The organism is Ensifer sp. Root423, assembly GCF_001426275.1.
In the GTDB taxonomy this organism is placed as follows: Bacteria; Pseudomonadota; Alphaproteobacteria; order Rhizobiales; family Rhizobiaceae; genus Ensifer; species Ensifer adhaerens.
On the sequence record NZ_LMEG01000044.1, the window covers coordinates 267,273 to 284,586 of the forward strand.

Sequence of the window (17,314 nt, forward strand, 5' to 3'; positions counted from 1 at the left end):
ATGTCAGTAGCCCTACTTAACGCCGATGTTACCGCACCAAGCCTCCATGACCAGATTATCGGAGCCCTTCCAGTCCGATATTGGTTCAAGGACGGTACTACCCCCCTCAGCAATAAATGGGTCATTGGCACGGAGAGTGTCGCTGTTCGGAAAAATCCGACGATCACGATCGATTTCGATCAGTATCTAACCGCGTTTCCGAGCTCGATCAATCTGCTGGACCCTGAGTGCGAGCGCGACCTAATTACGATAAAACTCGTAGTTTACCACAGCCTCGATGACGAGCCAGTCGGATGGAATAAGTCTGCGGTAGGGGCCTCCAACACTTTCCGATTTCAACTGCTGTTCTTGAAATGGCGAATTCAGAACGGAATAGAGAGCTATGCGAAACTCAACGCAGTCTGGCATCGGCAGTTCGTAAGAGCTCTCAGATCAGGTGGCCGCGATGCGCTGTTGTCGATGCCCGAACGAATCAAAACGCTGTGCGGTGCATGGGACAGAGGCGAGTTAGACCCCTGCTTCAACCAGCGTGGTGATGTAGACGGCGAATTCGTTGCGCACATGTTGGGTCTGCAAAACGCGAGTTCACTGACGTCAGCGACGCGCGCGACGATGTATCAGTACATCACTCAGAAGGGTCTCAGATATGCCAGAACTTACAAGATTCCCGAAAAGCCAATCTCGCAAGAAAAAATTGCCGAAGGTTCGGCGCTAGATTTTTTGAAGCCGTGGACCCAGCTTTGGAACCTGCGAGAACTTCTAAGCCACGATCCTATTGGCTATCGAGCTCACCTGAACGAACGTGACAAAAGCAGCCTGGTCAAGTGGGCCAAAGCCCGGAGGCGAACCAAAGACGCTCCAGAATACCAGACGAGCTGGCTGATCGATGCGTGTTTGAAACTGGTCCACGACGACATTGTCAAAGAGCTGTTCGATATCGTTGAGAACGGGCTGGATCAAACTGGGTGTCCTACGGACTTGAAAAGGTTTGAGAAGGTGAACGACCGTTTGCGTCACCTCGGATTTCCAGAACTCAGCCCGATATACAGTATTTCAACGCGCAGGGGCGACCAACCACACCATCTGGTCACTATACGTACCTTCCTACTCGTTTTTCTCCCAATCTTTTGTTCCGTCGTCATATGTGCGTTTACCGCCAGGCGCGATGACGAGCGCAACTGCCTAAAGGTGGACTGCGTCGAAACCGACGCCAACGGAAACATGTGGTTGAACTGTCTGATTGCGAAGAATATCCGCGACGTGGACCGGATACCGATCCCCTCGTCGGTCAAAGCTGCAGTCGACATCGTGCGTCGTCTTCATTCTTATAACAGATTTCGCCAGGACGAGTGGCTATTCAATATAGCATGCCCGGTAACGGGGAGACCTGCCCTGGTTAGTCCCGGAAAGAATCTCAAACGGTCATGTAAATGGCTAGGTGTTCCGCCGCTCGCGAACGGTGAGACTTGGGTCTTCACACCGCATCAATTCCGGAAGTTCTTCGGAACGACATACTTCCATCGATGGATGTTCCCGAACCTGACCGCGCTATCTTTCCACTACAGACACTTCAACCCGGACACCACCAGAGGATACTTGAAAATGAGGGCGGCAACGGCGTTACGTATGGGAGAGGATAAATTGGCAAGGGCCGAAGTCGCGAGAAGAAACATTGAGCGTGAACGCGATACGAACGATGGCAGGTGGCAGCTGGTCAGGCACATCATGCAAACGGCGCTCGACGGCGCGAAGTTGGCCGGGTCGGCGGGGCAGAGGATCACACAGCAGGTCAACGAGTTGAAAGAGAGGTTCCTTCCAGAACTCGAGATAACCAAGGGAGGCTATGACGAACCTGGTTTCGAAGCGGCGTTGGAAAAACTGGTCAGGGCAACGCCGATGCAAGTCCACCCTGAGGGTCACAGCGTATGCCTGTGCAACAACTCGAACGATGACAAGTCAAAGTCGAAGTGCCTTGCCTTGAAGCAGATGCTAACCGGCATGCTCCCGAGCGATAACGCAGAAGTCGACTTCGATTTTGCCGATGACGAGACCTGCCTGTCATGCCCGCACTCAGCTCGCGTTCCCGCCATTTCTCCGTATTGGGAAAGCGCGCTGGCGGAAGTGCGGCTGATGGTCAAACTGACCACTGGCGAACAGAGGGAAGCGATCGAAAGGCGCATCGCGGCTATCGAGGTGTATGCGTAATGGGCCGCCGCAGGAAAGTTCCGAGCGAGACCCAACCCGAGGCGGGAGCGAAGCGCGTCCGGCGGGAAGATCGATCTGATTTTGTCGCCGCCTCCTTCGCCGCCAAGCTCAAGGAAATGCGAGCCATTATGAAGGGGTGGCGGAGCGAGGGCCGCTCTGCGGAAGCATTTTGGCCAGACACCAAGGTCGCGTTACGCGAGTGGCACCATCCCGAGAAGGGTATCTTCAGATGGGGCAGCCCCAACATGGACAGCCCTAGCGGCCCACATGAGGATATGGTGAAAGAATGGGTCCGCCTGCTCAAGGAAGCATCGAGTATCCCGATCGGGGTGACTGATCTCAAGGCAGAGAACGACCAGCTGAAGAAGATCAATCGAAAGCTCGGCGAACAACTCGCAACCCGTACTTATCAGGTAATGGAATTGCTGGACGCCGTTGCCACTCTGGACGGCAGCCATCACCTCCTGTCAACATACAGTTTGAGAACATGAACGCGTTTGTTTCGACAACGAAGATAGATCACGCGTCAACCGATTTCACAATTGACGAGATTCCGCTTCCTAAGTTCTCCCTGCCCATGAATGATCGGGTCGGATGCTCGATGTTCATTCTGCCCTTTCTCTTGGAGAAGGGCATTAGGTATAACTCGAAATGGCGAACGTTGGAAAAGGCCGCCCTGAACCTCGCAGTTTGGGAGGACTACTTGCATCTCCAGGGCGTCAATCCCTTTGACGCCGACGAGCGCCATCTCAAACGTTTTCTCTTGCGCGGCGGCATGCGGACTGGAAACATCATACCGTTCAAGGATTCCGAGTTAACAATCGACGCTACGAACGTGCGGAAGCTTTACACGATATTGGCATGCTACGACTTTTGGGAGCGCAAGCGCGGGCTTACGCTTAAAAGATACGTGGGGAGCACGTTGGGATCGCTCGCAGACGCCCTGTTCACCCGAAAGTCGGGCACGCTTTCCACAACGCCTTTCAAGTTTAGCCGGGCGCAGGAAAGCAAGACCAAGAAAACGCGAAAGACACCGTCCGAGTCCGATGCGAAGCGGATCATCGCGAAGGCGAACTCGGACAACGTAAGCGAGAACCGTCGCGAAACTTGGTTCCTGATAGCGTCCCTGATGCGACATTCTGGCTTCCGGGCGGGTGGTTGCTCCAATCTGACCATAGCTTCGATCCTAAACGGCTTTCGCGAAGAAGGTGAGTTTCTGGCAATTCCAGAATGCGAAACCGTGCTGCGACGTCACTATCTTCCCGAGAACCGCAAGCTGATCCTCAAAGCGCTCAAAAACTTGGCCGCGCGGGGCAGAAAATATCTCTTCTTCGTCGTGACCGAGAAGACGGGGTCAAGGGAAGCCCCGATTTCCATAAAGTTGCTCGAGGATATACTCGACTATATATGGACAACGAGAGCGGATTTCGTAAAAAAACGTTTCAAAATCAGGCAGCACAAGGCACCCGATGAAGTCTTTCTGTCTTATAAGAACAGAGCATTCGCCCAAGAGAGCATCAGCAACAAACTAGGTAAGATTTTTGCGGATTGCTTCATTCCCGGAAGCGGGCACAAGCTGAGGGCGGCTTTTTGCCAAGCGATCGTGAAGGACGTTTACCATCGTCATCGAAGTGTACATGGAAGGGCCTGGCAGGCGAGCATGGTATTGGAAAGAGCCAGGCAGTTGATGGGGCACCAGGACGTCGAAACCCTGCAGCCGTACCTGGATGACGTGCTCGCCGAAGAGGCTGAACTCGAAGGCGAGCCGGTGGTAATCCGCGATCCCTTAGACGCCGCTGACATACGGGGAATATCCGAGGCGTTCGACGAGGGTAACGAGTCGTTAAAAGCTGATTTGAAGGCAGTCATGGAGAAGCACAACGTGTCTCCGATCGCCGAGCCCGCCAGCGAATACGCGGTCATCTGACTGGGTATTCGCTGACGCTAGCAGGGATGCGGTCCGTGTGTCGAGATTTTGCCGTCGATTTTGGTGCGCTGTACCACCCGAGCCAAATCCTGCCAACGCTCCCCGTTGCGCCCTAGCGAGGTCCAAGGGGAGCACAGTCGGCTCGCAGTTGGCTTGTATATAAACGAGACGGCACTGGTTCGTGCCGGGTGCCGAAGAGGTCGTTAAAGACCAGTCCGACAATTAGGCCACCTATGACAGCTACCCAACCGATACACGAGCGCTGACTATTCGATGGGCTTCGTCAGCATCAAGCATTCGGGTGCCGGGCAGTTCTATCTATTTGGCATGCCCGAGCCAGGCCAACGCGTGGAGCGCCAGCATCCGAAACCCATCACAAAATCGGCCGTGTCGCTCGTGGCCTTCTGCTAGACGACCTGAGCCTGGACCGGCAGATATTGAAACATTGGGTTGAAGCCCATAAAGATTGCGCAATCTGTTTCGAGAGCGATCGTTCTCGAGTGGGAGACATCGGGGTCGCATTTCGTCAATGGCAATAACGGAGAAATCCATCAAGCTTTTGTGGTCGAACGCAGCAGGTCGCTGCTCATTCAATGATTGCCGTGTCCGCCTCTCTCAGCGGGAAGCCGAAGGGCGTGCGCCTTACACAATCGGCGAGATGGCCCACATTCGTGGGGACAAACCTGGCGCGAACCGCCACGATACCTCCCAGACGACTGCGGAGCGCGACGACTACACTAACCTCATCCTACTTTGCCCCAACCACCACACCGAAATCGACAAGAAGCAGAATGAAGGGGTCTTCACCGTCAATATATTGCACAAGATGAAGACCGAGCACGAAGACTGGGTGGATCAGCGTACCGACAAAGACGAGGCACCGGAGAGGCAAGCGCTCGCCAAGTCCATCTTGGTTCTCATCGAGGAGAATTACCAGGCTTGGCAAACCTTTGGCCCCATGTCGGAGATAGCCCTGAGCGAGCCTCACAACGATGAGGTCTTCTCCATCTGGGTTTCCGAGCGTCTGTCCACCATCGTGCCGAACAACCGGAAGATCACTGGTCTGCTCGAGCGCCACAGAGATGTACTCGACCCTGACGACCAGAAGGCCATCTCGGCGTTTCTGCTCCATTCGCGTAGCTACGAGAGGTGGGTCAACGACGAGATATCATATGCTGGCGTTCTGCGATTTCCCGCGGAGTTCGCCGATCGGATAAGGAGGGCAGCAAATGGCGGCGCGTAGCGACGTTTTCCCTTGGCCAAGCCATTATGGCCATTTTCGCTTTTTCGAAGACCGGATGAAGGGTCATGGCCGGGTCGCGAATCTCGCCTCCGCTGGAAACGGGATTTACGAGCTAACACGCGATACCGGGCAAGTCCTTCGTGTTTTCATCTGCGAATGCTACTCGTTCGGCGTCGCCCAGTTCATCGACGTACAAAACCAGCTCGGTCATGTGGACGTTGTGATCATCAATTCCAATTGGTGCGGTTACACCAAGGATGCTCGGGAACATTGCCGCGCTGCGCAAGTTGGTCTGTTCACCATCGCCGAGTTCATGGGGGCTCTGGGACAAGAGGACTTCTGGAACTATCAAACTCCAGCGGAACGCGAGCGCGAGAAGGCCGAGAGGTGCGGATGACGGAGAGCATCCAAATCTACGGCTTCGGATCACGCTTTCATGGGAAGACGCCGGCACGCGACGTGGACCTCTTGATCGTTCACTCCGACGTCGGGTCGGCGTCCTGCCGCTTTGCCATCTATTGTAAGCAACTGCTGTCGGCGGCAGTTCCCAATGCCGACATCACAATGTTGTCCCGGAATGAAGAAGCCGACCTGCGGTTCATCACTCAATCGTGCGCTATGTCGCTCGGTCAAGTTTGCTCTGGAACCGTCAACGAGGACGTCGAACGGATCGGACTTATCATCGCCGATCGTGCGCACGCTCAATGACCGAAAAGTGGTGATGCAATGTGAGCGCTGTTTTCCTAGCACATTGACCAAGAACGTTGGCCCGTTTCGGACGCTACGGTTGCGAAAGTGGTGGCAAGAGAATGCGCCAACAGCGGACGCTTCAAGGCGTGACTTCTCTGGTCGGGCGTCGAGTCCAACGGAGTAGTTGCAGTGCGTCGCCAAGCGCGTTAGAGGCGCTTCACGAACTTACCCACCGGGGGGGCCAAGTTATCTGGCAGAGGACGACCTTGCAGAAGCGATCAGCACTAATCATCGGCAACAGTGAGTATACCGGCCCCAACACCACCAAGCTCGGCAATCCCGTCAACGACGCTAACGCAATGGCGGCAAAGCTTCATAAATATGGCTTCCAGACGACACTCGTCACGAATGGAAGCTACTTGGACATGCGAAACGGTCTAACTAAGTTTGGGTCGTCGCTGCAACCTGGATGTTGTGCGCTAGTATTCTTTGCTGGTCACGGCGTTCAGATCGACGGCGAGAACTTCCTGTTCGCGTGCGATACCGATGCGACGGGCGAGAACCAAGCCAAATACTCCTCACTCTCACTTAACCAGGTGATAGAGTTGTTGGAGAAATCACAAGCTGACACCAAGATTGTGATTCTCGATGCTTGTCGCGAAAATCCTTTCGAAAAATCATGGCACCGATCCGCGGTCACTCGTGGCCTAGCCTCGGTGTTCGCTCCTCGCGGAACGATAATTGCATTTGCGACGTCACCTGGTCAGATTGCCAGAGATGGAAGAGCGGAGAACGGTGTATACACCGGCGCACTTCTTCAGCATATCGATGCCCCTGATTGCCCCATTGAAACTGTGTTCAAACGTGTCAGAAACGCAGTCTCGGCGGCCACCAGCGGCCGTCAGATCACGTGGGAGCACACCTCTCTTTCTGGCGACTTCTACTTCAATGTGAGCGCGAAGAGTGTCGTCGGCATTTACGGACCATCGGCCATCGCCGACCATTTGTTCGTCCTCGATCCGGCGAAAAGTTCTCACAAGTTAATCCGCAGCCTGAAGTCACTAGACTGGTACACCCAAAATCCTGCGGCCGACCGCGTGACACCCCCCTTCCTAAATACAGTGAAAGAGGACAATCTTTTCGTTCTTGGTAGAAATCTTTACCAAGCCGCGAACGGTGGTGCGCGAAGTGCCGAGTCCTTCATTAAGGGTTTCGCTGAAAAGACCAGTGGGACGCGGCCGGAGAAGATTCGCGCCCTCTTAGACGGCATTCTTTTTGAAATATTCTTCGATTCGCACGGCCATCTTCGCCAGACCATTAAGGGCAACATGTTTGACGAAGCCTTTGATCTGCAGGCATATAGTCAATACAAACCGAGCTTCGACTTCATCTCAGATGTGTTAATCGCTGCCAACGGCAGATTTCACGCCGTGCCGGGGAAAGGTCACACGGTAGCAGCATCGATCACGACCACACCGCACGAGCGAGGTCTTCGGATTACGGGCGTCTTCATAGATACGATCAACGTGTTGACGCTCCTTGACCCGGACTTTGAGGCCGTCGAAGGGGATTCGATCATTGTTCGTAGGTTGACCAGAGACGCGTTCGAAAGAGAGCTTTCCAACCAGTTGATTGTTCCACGTCGCTTGCTCAAGGTCGATTTCGATGCCCCACCAAAGGCAGGAGAGACGCTGGCGGTTCCTATCGGATGGGGAGTTTCGCTTAATCGACCAACGTAGGACGAGTGGGCCAGTCTGTGTCGGGGTTGCAAGGGGCAACGATTGAACGTGACATCTGCCCTTGGGGCCGTCTGCGGTCTGACTGCTTCGCGAACGCAAGAGACGAAAGCGGCCAAGCAGCCGCAATTTGCCGAAGTCCGTTTTCGGTCCAAAACGGCCATCGTGGCGCACACGGATGTCGCCAGTTGCTGAAGTTTTCCATCCTACAAGAAGCGGAAATACATGGGCAAGTTCGATTGTGAATCATCCCATAACCCCAACGCGTAGTGATTGCATTCCAGACCGAATACTAATCTATTGGTACCGACTGTATTCGCGATCAAATCGGGTTCATTCGCTCGGGGAAAATTTTGAACCAGAACGTCCATCAGCAGCCCTTTGAAGGCAGGCCCGTTGACGAAACGTATCGAAGGAATTGGGACGGTAAGTCGTGGCAACGCCGCGCGCACCTTCTAGTCCAACTGCGTCATGGCGCACAGAACGTGCAAATTGTGCCGGATAGGGTCGGAGGAGATGCGGGCTTAGAATTTTTTACGACAGATGGTTGTCTTTATCAGTGCTACGCACCGGAAGAACCGGGGAACACGGCGAAAGCCAGCAGTGCGATGAAGCAGAAAGCGACGCGCGACCTTCCCAAACTACGCGACAAGCAGCAAGTCATCGCTGCTATTCTGGCAGACCTGAAGTGCAATAGGTGGATATTGTTCTGCCCATTCCTCGATGACAAAGCAGTAATCGCTCATGTACGTGCTAAAGGGACTGAGATACGTAAACTTGGCTTGCCATTCTTATCGAAGGATTTCGAGGCTCTCGTTCAATCGCAAGAGGATTTCGCAAACGAGATCACGCAACTCCGAAGGCTGCCTATCGGACCCGAGCTGATCATCGCGCCGACGACCGACGAAGCGGTCGGTTTCAAAGACAAAGAGTTGGTTCGAACGCTGGACGGGAAGCTTGGCCGAGCATTCCCCAAGGCCTCCGAGACACGACGGATTGGATTTCGAGAAACCTACATCAGGAACCACATAAGGCGAGAGAACACGCTTGAAACACTGAAGACCGATCACCCTGTCTTATGGGAGCGAGCGTGGCAGACCATCAACGCCGAAGAGAATCGTCTCGAGCTTTTGGGCGCGGCCGGAACAGCCTCTCCAAGCGAGCATCTGCGTGAAAGCCTTGCGAGAATTGAAGTGGGATTAGCCAAGGATTTGCCGTCGGTGGCCCATGCGACCATATCTGACCTGTCCGCAGGGACCCTTAGTGATTGGCTCATGCGATGCCCTTTGGATTTTGATAGCGAACCGTGATGGCAATTCTTCAACCACACACACCATTCACTTTTCGAGAACGACCGTCGCCCGTTCCGGGTGACCTACGGATTGCTTGGCGCTTCGCCTTGAACCTCGTGATCCTCAACAAGAGCCGAGCAAAACGTTCGTCCCTGGCTAGGCTCTATATTATGAACGACGCTGCTCGATCATTTAACGATGCCGATCTGCTCGGCGATATTTTGGTAGGCGCGGCGGATTCCAGCCGTTGGCGTATCAAGGTTGAACCGGCGCTCGGCCGAGCACTGGACCTAATGGTTGGCGAGACCCTGTTGCATTGGACAACGGTCAGCAATCGCGTTGGGGTCGAGCTTTCCGCGACAGGCCTGTCGCTGGCGGAGGAGATCGACGGCGACGACGAGATCATGGTCCAGGAAAAGGCTCGCATTCGATTCCTTTCGTCGAAGCTTACTGAAGCCCGCGTCACGGAATTCCTTACAGTCAAGGCAGATCATGAAGTTCTCGATTTCTAAAGTACTCATTCACGCTACGACTGCTTCAGGCCCATTCGGCACCGAACTTGAATTGCAGGTGGGCCTCAACGTTGTGAAAGCGCCGAATACCTCCGGCAAATCGACCAGTCTGCAGGCTATCCTCTATGGACTGGGCCTTGAGCGAATGCTCGGCCCGCGGGTTGAGACGCCCTTTGGTCATGTATTGACGGAATACCTTAGAGAGGTTGCTGACGGACCTTCCTTTCCGGTATTGAAGTCTTCCGTCGAAATCGAATTGAAGAACAATCGGAAAGAAATTCTGGCGGTCCATCGTGTGGTACGGGGCGACACCGACACTCGTTTGGTTCGCGCGAAAATTACCGACGCCAACGGCTTAGAATCCCGGCGTGATTTCTTTCTTCATGATCCAGGATCGGTGCAACGCGAAGATGGTTTTCATAATTATCTTGCACGTTTCATCGGGTGGGATTTGCCAGAGGTCACCACATTCGATGGTCGGGAAATACCACTGTACCTCGCTGCAATTTTCCCCACGCTTTTCGTCGAACAGAAGCGGGGATGGTCGGCCATCCAGGGTCCGTTTCCAACATTTCTTAGAATTCAGGACACAGCTCGGCGCGTCATGGAATTCTTACTGGACCTCGACGTCGGCAATCGACGGCGACGGAGGCTTGAGCTGGAGAAGCAAATTGCCAGGTTGGAGACGGAATGGTCTCAGGCTCGGCAACACCTGACGTCAAGGCTGGGCAATCTCAGCCGCCTTCAAAACATACCGTCACGACCCGTCGAAGACTTCTCTTCCGCGCCCTCGATAGGCGTAGAGGTGTACCTGGAAGAGGAATGGCTCGCGCTCGAAGATGCCGTCGATTACACGAAGACACAGGTTGACGAGTTGGAGGCGGTTGAGCTGCAGCAGACCGAGGACTTGGTCCCCGCGCTGCGGAGTGAGCTTGCCGAAGCGCAGGATGATGTTGCCAATCTTGAAACACGTGTCGACGAACTACGACGCGATATGGCGATAACTCGAAGCGAAATTCAGGGCTTTCAAAATCGCATCGCCGCCTTGAAGACAGACCTCGCGCGCAACCAAGACGCCCAAAAGCTGGAGAAATTTGGTTCCCGGCTCGGGAGAGCTGTATCCGAACACACCTGTCCAACCTGTCACCAAGAACTCGATGCGGAGCTCTTGCCTGTCGTCCAAGTCAAAGGCATGGCGATTGAGGAGAACATCCGTTTCATTCGATCTCAGATTGATCTCTACAAAGCCAGCGCCAACGCCTCGGAGGTCGAGGCCAACAACCTTCGCTTGATGTACGACTCCGTCGCAACGGAACTCTCGGAGAAATTGACCCGAATTCGCCAGCTTGGAGAAGCACTTCGTCGTCCGTCTGGCGCGACCGCCCGCTCATCGATTGAGCAGCTCGTCCGCCTTCAGGCTCGACTGAAGAGATTTGAATCGATGCAAAGCGAAGCCGATGGGATGGTCGATAGATTTTCGTCCATCGCGGACGCGCTCGACAAATTACGACCGGAATTGGCGGCAGTTAAAAGCGACGACTTCAGCGACACCGACGTCGCAAAGATTGAATTCTTCGAAGAACGGCTTCAGAAGCGCCTAGTGAATTTCAGTTTCAAGACATTCCGCGCCGCTGAGATACATATTTCTCGGGAAGACTTCAGGCCGTTCGGTATTATCCGAGACAATACAGGCGAGTATGTTAACCGGGAACTTGGCTTCGAAATGTCCGCGAGCGACGCGATCCGGATGAAATGGAGCTACTATCTCGCTCTCCTCGATGTTGCTTTGAAATTTGACACCAATCATCCTGGCTTCATCGCCTTCGATGAACCCGATCAGCAGGCAATCGAGAGCAAAGACGTCAAATCATTCCTCCTCGAGGCTGCCGCTTTCGGGGCGAGCGCACAAATTCTTGTCGCCGCGACGGCAGAAAAGATCGCTGGGTTTGATGCTGAGCTAGCTGAGGCTGGGGCAAAAATTCTAGGATTCTCGGGGTACACCGTACGGCGTCGACGACTTACTCCCGTGGAATTATCTTTCCTATGATGCCTGACGGAGACCTTGGCTGACCAAAGCAGCCATCCTTCACGGCGCAAAAAAGACCCGCCAATGGAGTGCGCCCCTGAGGGTGGACAGTGATCAGGCCGCTGTTTTGCCAGTCTGCCGGATGTGTTGATCCTCGAACTGCTGCGGGCTCAGATAGCCGAGCGCTGAATGAAGTCTGCGTGTGTTGTAAACCTCCTCGATGAAGTGGGGAAGGTGTTCGGTCACCTCTTCGAAAGTTTCATAGGCCATCGGGTACACCGCTTCGACCTTCAGCGTCTTCATGAAGCTTTCGGCTTTGGCATTGTCATAGGGATTCCCCCTGCGGCCCATTGAGCCGACGAGACCACCGCCAGCCAGTGCATCCCTGTAGACCTGAGCTGCGTATTGGGAACCGCGGTCGGAATGATGTATGCAGCCCGATGGCGGCCGCCGACGCTCTATCGCTGCCTTTAATGCTGCAACCGTCAGACGCGCGTCGATACTCCGATTGACGGCGTAACCGACGATCAACCGTGACCAGGCATCGAGGATGACCGCGACATAGATGAAGCGGGTTGGCAGCGCGACGTAAGTGATGTCGGAAACCCAGAGCTGGTTGGGGCCGGTCGGCACGATGTCCTTCGCCAGGTTCGGGAAGATCAGGCCATCATGATTGCTGTCGGTGGTGGCGACGAACCTGCGGCGAATCTTCGGATGCAGATCGTGTTGACGCATTAACCGTCTGATCTTCTTGTGGTTGATGACCAAACCCTGCTGGCGTAGCGCGGCACCAACGCGACGGTAGCCGTAGAATTCAAATTCATCGCAGATGGCAAACATCGCCTCGACGATAGAGGTATCGTCGACAGGCATTTCCGGGCGGTCATAATAGGTCGAGCGTGCGATACCCATCAGCTCGCATCCTTCGGCGACGGAGATACCAGCGGGCCGGTGATGGCGGATGTAGCTCCGCTTCTCGGCCGCGGTGCGTTTTTCAGAGCCCCCTTTAGAAACTCCAGTTCCAGCGCCTGTTTGCCAACGAGGCGTTCAAGCGCTGCAATCCGGGCCTCGTATTCCTGAATAAGGTCGGCGGCCTGAGCGTCGTCGTCGAACGCACCTTGCTCATACTTGCTCACCCAAATCCGGATCAAGTTGCGCGACACGTCGTGGCGCTTTGACAGGCCATGCAAGGTCTCGCCCGCGACAAACTCCTGCGCGACCTGCCGTTTGAATTCCATACTGTGAATGCGATGTTTTGCCATGGGTTCCACTTTCGGAAACCCGGCCAGCCCGGTCAATTCATCATGCCTATCTGTCCACCCTCAGGGGCGCACTCCACAAAGGCGGGCCAAATCGCTCGGGGAGTAACCGAGCGGGGGGAATTCAAAGAGGGCGAACCTCAAACCAGCTAGGAGCTTGTTCACTTTCCGGCGGCCGCCAGCCCAAGCCCGGCGAGGACGAGGACGGAGCGTCCTTGTTGTCGAGGACCTAGCGGCCGAAAGGCTGGTATCACTATTCCCCGAGGCAGCCCTTGAGGTCGAATGGGGATACGATCGTAACCGGTGTTCCGATCCCACGTTGTCCCGGCCGTCCTAATCTGTGATCGCCTTACCATGGACGAGCGAAGGGAGTTTCTCCATGGAGACTACATTGGAGGTTCTCACGACCAGGAAGGCTGGGCGTGAGGTTCATCGACACTGGCCCGATGATGTCAAAGCGCAGATCGTTTCGGTTTCGGAAAGCTTGAGACCCGGGTAAGCGTCCGGTGAAGGAGCCTTTGAGATTTTGCTCAGTGCGCTGAAGTTACGTCGCTAATTCCGTAGTTAGCGACGTAGCCAAGGGTGAGCTTTATGGGGCGGGTTGAGATTCTGACGGGCGTCGAGCGCCGCCGTGTCTGGACGGATGAGGACAAGCTGCAGATTCTGGATGAGGTAACGAGTGGTTCTGGCGTCGCCGAGATTGCCCGCCGGCACGATATTCTCCCGCAGCAGATTTACACCTGGCGCAAGAAACTCGGTCGGGACATCCGGTCGCCGATCATCCAATCAACAGGGTCGAGGAGTTGTTGCCGTGGCGTCTCGCAAAGGAAGACAATTGATTTGGCGAGTATTCGTTAAGACGCAGACGACCGCTCTGCTATTGGCGCTCACCGCCACCCCGTCCACGGCTTGCTTCATATCCAAGCCGCGGGATTTTGCCGTCTTCCGGGAGGCAGAAGTAATCATTAGTGCCAGAGTTACACGATATGAGAAGCAGCCGGCGTCCCACATCGCGATCTTTGCCCTAGAGGTCGTTGAGACGCACCGCGGCCCCCACGGTATCAGGGAATGGACAGCACGCTGGCAAAACAGCTCATTCGCGGAACCCGACAGGTGGGATGGCCCGACCGATGTTATCGTCGGCCTGAAGGCCGTGATCGATTACGATGGCATCGCTAGAATTGAAGTTGTCCAACAATCTTGCGGGCCGACGAGCATCCTGGCCGACACGCCAAGAAACCTGCAGCAAATAGTGGACGCGCTGCGGTAGGGCACTGGCTTCACCGGACGCTTACAGACCCGGTGTGGCGGTGAATGATTGGCCGAGCACGCGATCAATGAAAAGCGGTGCTGCGGTACATCGGCAAGTGAGAAATGCTGCGCTTAGTGGATCATGTCATGATGGCCCAATCCCAGACCAGAGGCAACGTGATCTCAGCAACATCGCCTCTCGTACGCGACAGAGCACCCTCTAGTAGGGAGCCATAACGATCGGCGGTCACATTCGATGTAACCAAGTCACCCGGAGCATTCGGAAGGGCACCATAATAGGCCGCAAAGCGACAGCACACCGGGATGTCACCGTTGAAGCGCAGCGGAAACCCTTGATTGCGTTCGCTGGTAATGCGAGATCGATATTGAAGACTTGGGGGATCGAATGGCAACTTTGAGCTTGAAGCCAGGACAAGACCATCTTGAGCGTGTCGCCAAGACCAGCGATCCTCTCCGTGGCTTATCGGAATTCGTCTGGAACTCCCTAGACGGCTACGCGCTCAACGTGTCTGTGATTCTCAACAAGAACGCTCTCGGCGGACTGCAGGAGATCAAGGTTGCCGATGACGGTACAGGGATTCGCCCAGTTGCCCTTCGACAAGAGTACGGTCAGTTGGGAGAATCTTGGAAGAAAGGTGTAGATAGAACGCCGAAATTCGGTCGAGCGATGCATGGCAAGGAAGGACGCGGCCGCCTTCGCTTCTTCTCACTCGCAGGCGTTTCGCACTGGCAAACTAAATTTTTCGAAGACGGCCGCCTACAAACGGTGTCGGCGAAAATCGAAGCAGCAGCTTTGGGAAGCTGCGACGTAAGCGAAGCGACGGACGCTGACGGTACTACGTCCGGAACGACCGTTACCCTTGGTCGCCTCAAGGAGGAGTTCGATTGGCTAGCGAGCGATGCTGCGTTCCAGCAGTTCAGTGCCGTATTCGCCGCGTATGTCCTCCAGTACCCCAACGTCGAGATCATATATGACGGGAAACTCATTTCGCCCGACAAGATCATCGCGCGAAACGACGATGTTCCGGTTTCGCACATTGAGCTTAGCAATGGCACCTTGCGGGACCTTCGTGTCCGAGTAATCGAGTGGAAAGCCACCACGGGCGATCGCAGGCTTCATCTGGGAGCGGACGACGGAGTGGCCCTTGCCTCACAGCCCGCTGCTATAACCGCGCCCGGGTTTTCTTTCTCGGCATATGCCTATTCGAAATTCTTCGAGAAAATGCATGCCGGAAACCTTCTCGAACTCGACGCCTTAACCGACCCAGACCTCAACAAGGTCCTGGAATACGTCCGAGAGGTTTTGACCGACCATTTTCGAACACGGCAGTCTCAAGAGGCGTCCAACGTTATTGACGACCTCATAGCCGAGGGCGCTTATCCCTATGAGGGCGAGCCAAAGAGCGAGTTGGAATCACGAGAGCGTCAGGTTTTTGACATCGCGACCTATGCGGTGTCCTCCTATTCACGGGAGTTCAAGAGGGCCGCCCCCTCCCTCAAAAAAATTACGCTCACGTTACTCCGCGAAGCGATCAGGCATAACCCCGAATCTTTAACCAGCATATTGCGGGCCGTCGTAAACCTGCCGAAAACCAAGCAGGACGAATTCTCAGCGCTGCTCGCAAAGACGGAGCTTTCAAACATCATCGCAGCTTCGAGTATGATCGCCGACCGAAAGGCGGTGCTCGAACTCATCAGGCAGATGGTTTGCGATCCTGAGAGGCGGCTCACTGTGAAGGAGCGCGGGGAACTGGATTTGATCGTCCAGGCGAACACATGGATTTTCGGAGAGCAATTTCATATAGCCCTCGCCGAGGCAGGGCTTACGCGCGTCATGAACCGCGTCGCGGAAGACCTTGGAAACAAGGGAAGGCAGGGGGCTGTTACCAAGACAAGCGGACAAAAAGGACGTGCTGACGCCTTTCTCGGGCGCGTCATTCCCCACCCCATTCAGGATCACCGTGAATACTTACTGATCGAACTCAAGCGTCCATCTAACGTGGTGGGGCGGCATGAATTTAATCAGATCGAGGAATACGCGGTCGCGCTTACGAAACAGCCAGAATACCAGAACACCTCGACATCTTGGAACTTCTTCCTAGTGACTACGGACGTGGCAGCCGACCAGTTGCATCGTATTACCCAGCCTAATCGCCCGACGGGACTTTTCGTAGAACTCGAAAGAGGGAAGGTTTGGGTGAAAAGATGGGGCGAAGTCCTTCGAGAAGCCGAAGGACGCCTGAAATTCGTCGGAGACATTCTTGATGTCGAAGTCTCCGACGAGGAGATTGATCAGCGCTTTGCGACCCTCAAAGCATCTATCCTGCGACAAAAGAAAGACCCGGAAACTGACGCCGCGTGATGGCTGCTTTGGCTTTGGCATGAAGTAATGATTGAAGACGTTCTTTAGCCTCGTCGCCGGTGGGTAAGAGTTCATTGCAGCCACGCAGTCCCCCAACCACCATCCATTCCCCAAAATTTCAGGGCCCCAGCAACCAATCGCTCGTGGCATCCTGATCCATTGCAACGGCACGGTACAATGCCTTGGACCACCCGTTGATTGGTTCTCCAACCAAAGAACTCTGAATTTTGTGATCGAGCGTTCTTCTGACGGTTTCCTCGTTATGCCCAGCCAAGTCCTCCTTTAGAGCGGTCAGACTATTCTGCGCGCGCGTGGCATATCGCTCGGGGAGTCCCAATCTACCGAAATGGCGTTTCAACTGCGCTTTCTCATCGTCTGGGACATCTGCGTTGTCGTCTATCGAATACTTTGCAACCACGGCCCGAGGCGCGTACCGAAGAGTGACCGTGAGGACCGAATGAAGCGAAGTCGGTTCGTACGCAGGGTGAATGAAGAGTCTGTCTCCATCAGGAACTGATTTAAAGTACTTCGACTTCTTTCGGTTGCACGTTGTGCAGATGTAGATCAGGTTTCGACCATGCAACGCGAACTCGGGGAACTCCTCTTTTGGGAGGTAGTGGTCGAGATCGGGATTTGTGTGCGCGGCGGCAATCAAGGTGAGATTCAGCGTCAATCAGGATGAGACTCGGCGGCGGGGGTGTGACGAAGGGAGGGCGTAGCCCGACCGGAGTTACACTCCCGCCGCGGCGCAATTTTTAGGCGTCTCATGATCGCGGTCGGCCCGCTACGG

Annotated in this window: 16 protein-coding genes; 13 read left to right on the forward strand and 3 right to left on the reverse strand. The window is 54.9% G+C overall.

Features of this window, described 5'->3' with window-relative positions:
* The 10 genes from ASD01_RS28565 to ASD01_RS28610 all read left to right on the forward strand — a co-directional run bounded on the left by ASD01_RS28565 (window position 1) and on the right by ASD01_RS28610 (window position 11,652).
* Window positions 1–2,205, forward strand: coding sequence for a hypothetical protein (locus ASD01_RS28565; protein ID WP_060644817.1), 2,205 nt, complete (start codon window positions 1–3; stop codon window positions 2,203–2,205).
* Window positions 2,205–2,696 (forward strand): hypothetical protein, encoded by a 492-nt coding sequence (locus ASD01_RS28570; RefSeq protein WP_060644818.1) that lies wholly within the window; start codon window positions 2,205–2,207, stop codon window positions 2,694–2,696. Before ASD01_RS28565 ends, ASD01_RS28570 begins: the two co-directional genes overlap by 1 nt.
* A 110-nt stretch (window positions 2,697–2,806) precedes the next feature.
* Complete coding sequence (locus ASD01_RS28575) at window positions 2,807–4,132, forward strand: site-specific integrase (RefSeq protein ID WP_156623710.1); 1,326 nt, start codon at window positions 2,807–2,809, stop codon at window positions 4,130–4,132.
* Window positions 4,133–4,790: 658 nt separating this feature from the next.
* Window positions 4,791–5,375 carry an HNH endonuclease gene (locus tag ASD01_RS28580; protein ID WP_244495315.1) on the forward strand — a complete coding sequence of 195 codons (585 nt, stop codon included), beginning with the start codon at window positions 4,791–4,793 and terminating at the stop codon, window positions 5,373–5,375.
* Window positions 5,362–5,772 (forward strand): hypothetical protein, encoded by a 411-nt coding sequence (locus ASD01_RS28585; protein WP_060644821.1) that lies wholly within the window; start codon window positions 5,362–5,364, stop codon window positions 5,770–5,772. The genes ASD01_RS28580 and ASD01_RS28585 overlap by 14 nt, the downstream gene beginning before the upstream one ends.
* On the forward strand, window positions 5,769–6,083 hold the full coding sequence (locus ASD01_RS28590) for a hypothetical protein (RefSeq protein ID WP_060644822.1): 315 nt from the start codon (window positions 5,769–5,771) through the stop codon (window positions 6,081–6,083). The genes ASD01_RS28585 and ASD01_RS28590 overlap by 4 nt, the downstream gene beginning before the upstream one ends.
* Window positions 6,084–6,331: 248 nt before the next feature.
* Window positions 6,332–7,804, forward strand: coding sequence for a caspase family protein (locus ASD01_RS28595; RefSeq protein WP_060644830.1), 1,473 nt, complete (start codon window positions 6,332–6,334; stop codon window positions 7,802–7,804).
* Between the two features lie 350 nt (window positions 7,805–8,154).
* On the forward strand, window positions 8,155–9,111 hold the full coding sequence (locus ASD01_RS28600) for a hypothetical protein (RefSeq protein WP_060644823.1): 957 nt from the start codon (window positions 8,155–8,157) through the stop codon (window positions 9,109–9,111).
* 89 nt (window positions 9,112–9,200) lie between these two features.
* The gene (locus ASD01_RS28605; protein ID WP_060644824.1) at window positions 9,201–9,605 is read left to right on the forward strand and encodes a hypothetical protein; all 405 of its coding nucleotides are present in this window, start codon (window positions 9,201–9,203) and stop codon (window positions 9,603–9,605) included.
* Window positions 9,586–11,652, forward strand: coding sequence for a hypothetical protein (locus ASD01_RS28610; protein ID WP_060644825.1), 2,067 nt, complete (start codon window positions 9,586–9,588; stop codon window positions 11,650–11,652). Before ASD01_RS28605 ends, ASD01_RS28610 begins: the two co-directional genes overlap by 20 nt.
* A 93-nt stretch (window positions 11,653–11,745) precedes the next feature.
* On the opposite strand, the gene ASD01_RS28615 is transcribed toward ASD01_RS28610, so the two are convergent.
* Both ASD01_RS28615 and ASD01_RS28620 read right to left on the reverse strand, forming a co-directional pair.
* A complete protein-coding gene (locus tag ASD01_RS28615; protein WP_144239153.1) occupies window positions 11,746–12,594 on the reverse strand; it encodes an IS3 family transposase in 849 nt (282 codons plus the stop codon).
* Window positions 12,543–12,893: a transposase gene (locus ASD01_RS28620; protein WP_060644826.1), complete on the reverse strand. Its 351-nt coding sequence runs from the start codon at window positions 12,891–12,893 to the stop codon at window positions 12,543–12,545. The genes ASD01_RS28615 and ASD01_RS28620 overlap by 52 nt, the downstream gene beginning before the upstream one ends.
* Window positions 12,894–13,481: 588 nt before the next feature.
* On the opposite strand from ASD01_RS28620, the gene ASD01_RS37670 reads away from it, so the two are divergent.
* From ASD01_RS37670 to ASD01_RS28635, 3 genes are all read left to right on the forward strand, one after another.
* Window positions 13,482–13,748 carry a transposase gene (locus ASD01_RS37670; protein ID WP_156623711.1) on the forward strand — a complete coding sequence of 89 codons (267 nt, stop codon included), beginning with the start codon at window positions 13,482–13,484 and terminating at the stop codon, window positions 13,746–13,748.
* Entirely contained in the window at window positions 13,702–14,160 is a 459-nt protein-coding gene (locus tag ASD01_RS36065; RefSeq protein WP_162251048.1) for a hypothetical protein, read from the forward strand. The genes ASD01_RS37670 and ASD01_RS36065 overlap by 47 nt, the downstream gene beginning before the upstream one ends.
* Before the next feature lie 387 nt (window positions 14,161–14,547).
* On the forward strand, window positions 14,548–16,524 hold the full coding sequence (locus ASD01_RS28635) for an ATP-binding protein (protein WP_060644828.1): 1,977 nt from the start codon (window positions 14,548–14,550) through the stop codon (window positions 16,522–16,524).
* Window positions 16,525–16,642: 118 nt separating this feature from the next.
* On the opposite strand, the gene ASD01_RS28640 is transcribed toward ASD01_RS28635, so the two are convergent.
* Window positions 16,643–17,197 (reverse strand): hypothetical protein, encoded by a 555-nt coding sequence (locus ASD01_RS28640; protein ID WP_156623712.1) that lies wholly within the window; start codon window positions 17,195–17,197, stop codon window positions 16,643–16,645.
* Between the last annotated feature and the right edge of the window lie 117 nt (window positions 17,198–17,314).